The sequence below is a fragment of the Enterococcus sp. HMSC076E04 genome, from assembly GCF_001814285.1.
Classification (GTDB): Bacteria; Bacillota; Bacilli; order Lactobacillales; family Enterococcaceae; genus Enterococcus_B; species Enterococcus_B lactis.
The window spans coordinates 1-2,348 of record NZ_KV815569.1; the positions used below are offsets into that span (position 1 = coordinate 1).

The following is a 2,348-nucleotide window of genomic DNA, read 5'->3' on the forward strand; positions in this document are numbered from 1 at the left end:
TTATGGCAGAAACGATCATCGGCCAGTCCAGTAAAGAAATTATTTTTTGGAGTAGCTACTTCTGAAATACCGCTTTTATCAACTTTTATCAAGAGGTTGTGACAAAATTTTGTCACAACCTTTTTTGAATTTTTCTAAAGTATAGGATTTAGATACAAATCAGATAGATTTTGCTTCTACCCTTAACAGCAAAGGAGGAGAGTACAAATGTACAAAATCTTAAAAGTCATATCTATTTTTCTATTGATGTTTATTATAGCAGCAGGCGCTTATGGTGTAAGCGAATATATGAAATTGCAAAACTTGTCTGAAGTTTCAAAGAAAACAGCAGCCAACATGAATGTGAAATATTCAGCTGATGCAGCCACACATTTACCGGATCGGTTCAATGTACTGCTATTAGGTGTAGATACTGGAGAATTTGGTAGGACAGAAAAAGGAAGATCGGATTCAATGATTGCTGCCCATGTTGATCTTAAAAATGAGACAGTAAAACTTATCAGTCTAGAACGAGATACTTATGTTCAAATCGCAGGACATAATAGTTTTGATAAATTAAATGCCGCTTACGCTTATGGAGGAGAACAAACAGCTATACAAACGACAGAGAACATGCTTCATACTACTATTCCTTACTATATGACAATGAATATGAAGGGGCTAGAGAGTATGCTAAGTATTGTTGGCGATATTGAAGTGGTCAATGATTTTGCTTTCAACTTTGACCATTATGATTTTCCAAAAGGGTCCCTTACGTTATCTCCAGAAGAAGCTCTTGCATGGTCAAGAATGAGATATGATGACCCTAATGGTGATTATGGGAGGCAAATACGACAGCAAAAAGTGATCAAAGCAATCATGCAGAAGCTGTTGACTGTGGAATCCATACCTAAAATAGACAAAATCATCAATGTTCTAGGGAACAATATGAAAACAAATTTACCTTTGGGAGAATTATTTAAATTATATTTAACAAAGAGTACCAAATTTAAAATGAGTACGGATCAATTAAAAGGAGAAGAAGAAATAATTGACGGTATCTCTTACCAAAAAATGACTGACACAGAAATCAAACGAATCAGTCAGCAATTACAGTAAAGCAGGAGAGAGGCACATGATTAAAAAAAGTTTGATCACCCTTGGGACAATCGTCCTTCTAATAGGGATTACAGGTGGAAGCGTCTATATGACGAACAGAGTCTTCACGTCCTCAACGAACGAAAGTAAAACAATAGAAAATACTGAGAGTTCTAGGAAACAAGAACGAACAGAACGGCAAAGTTCCAATTCTACCAGTCGGACGATCACCACAAAGGAACAGCCAGCAAAAAATGAAAAAAATAAAGAAACGGAAGATACAAAGGAGTCATCAAAGACCGTTGCTCTTACCTTCGATGATGGACCTAATCCCTCCACTACCCCAAAACTTTTAGAAATTTTAAAACAAAAAAACGTACACGCCACTTTTTTTGTTCTAGGGGAAAATGTTTCCCAACACGAACAGCTTTTACAAAAGGAGGTGCAAGAAGGTCATCAAATCGGCAGCCATACTTTTTCTCATAAGGATTTAGCTGGTCTATCTGACCAAGAAATCAGTGAGGAAATCACTCAAACAGATAACGCTATTTTGAAAGCAATCGGTAAAAAGCCAGCCTATGTCCGACCTCCGTATGGCTCTATTACAAAAAAAGGAGCGGCAATCATTCATCGACCAATAATCGAGTGGTCTGTTGATTCTCAAGATTGGCAATCCAGACAAAAGGAAAAAATTTTACAGCAAGTAAAAAGTACAGTATATGATGGCGCCATCATATTACTACATGATATCTATCCTGAGACCGTAGATGCTGTTCCTGTGCTGATTGATGAATTAAAAAAAGAAGGATATACTTTTACGACCATCAGCGATTTGCTAGATAATCCATCAAAAATAGAAAATTATTATGGGCGCAAGGATCACCGACCCGCTTAGTCAAAAAAGGAGAGATGTCCAATGATTCAAAAGCAGATGTATTTTATTAGAGGATATTACATTTTGCTGCTGCTCGTACTTTATCTTTCTTTTTATGAAAAAAGTGTTTTTTATTTATTTTTTACTAATACGATTCTGGCATATATCTCGATTGAATTAGCAAGGTGGGTAAAAGTCAGCAGCTCCAAACTAGTCTCTCTCGTGCTGATCTTATTCTGGCTACTGTTTTTTCCAAATAACTTTTATTTGTTCACCGATTTATTCCATCTGTCTTTGCTTTCACCTTACGATCCATTTACTATGATGATAAGCATGAAGATGGAAATTTGGTATAAATTATTGCTATATAAATTGAGTTAAATTGTATTCGTTTTTC

General features: G+C 35.8%; 3 protein-coding genes. All 3 read left to right on the plus strand.

Annotated elements, in window-relative coordinates:
• The first annotated feature begins 207 nt into the window (after positions 1 to 207).
• Genes HMPREF2961_RS01755 through HMPREF2961_RS01765 form a run of 3 tightly spaced genes read left to right on the plus strand, consistent with a single transcriptional unit; the run spans position 208 to position 2,332 of the window.
• Positions 208 to 1,098, plus strand: coding sequence for an LCP family protein (locus tag HMPREF2961_RS01755; RefSeq protein ID WP_070703830.1), 891 nt, complete (start codon positions 208 to 210; stop codon positions 1,096 to 1,098).
• A gap of 16 nt (positions 1,099 to 1,114) precedes the next feature.
• On the plus strand, positions 1,115 to 1,972 hold the full coding sequence (locus HMPREF2961_RS01760; protein WP_070703831.1) for a polysaccharide deacetylase family protein: 858 nt from the start codon (positions 1,115 to 1,117) through the stop codon (positions 1,970 to 1,972).
• Between the two features lie 21 nt (positions 1,973 to 1,993).
• On the plus strand, positions 1,994 to 2,332 hold the full coding sequence (locus HMPREF2961_RS01765; RefSeq protein WP_256277955.1) for a DUF1361 domain-containing protein: 339 nt from the start codon (positions 1,994 to 1,996) through the stop codon (positions 2,330 to 2,332).
• The last annotated feature ends 16 nt before the right edge of the window (positions 2,333 to 2,348 follow it).

Coding starts and splice junctions, on each gene's coding strand:
- HMPREF2961_RS01755 (WP_070703830.1), top strand. CDS start 208: ATGTACAAAATCTTAAAAGTCATATCTATTTTTCTATTGATGTTTATT.
- HMPREF2961_RS01760 (WP_070703831.1), top strand. CDS start 1,115: ATGATTAAAAAAAGTTTGATCACCCTTGGGACAATCGTCCTTCTAATA.
- HMPREF2961_RS01765 (WP_256277955.1), top strand. CDS start 1,994: ATGATTCAAAAGCAGATGTATTTTATTAGAGGATATTACATTTTGCTG.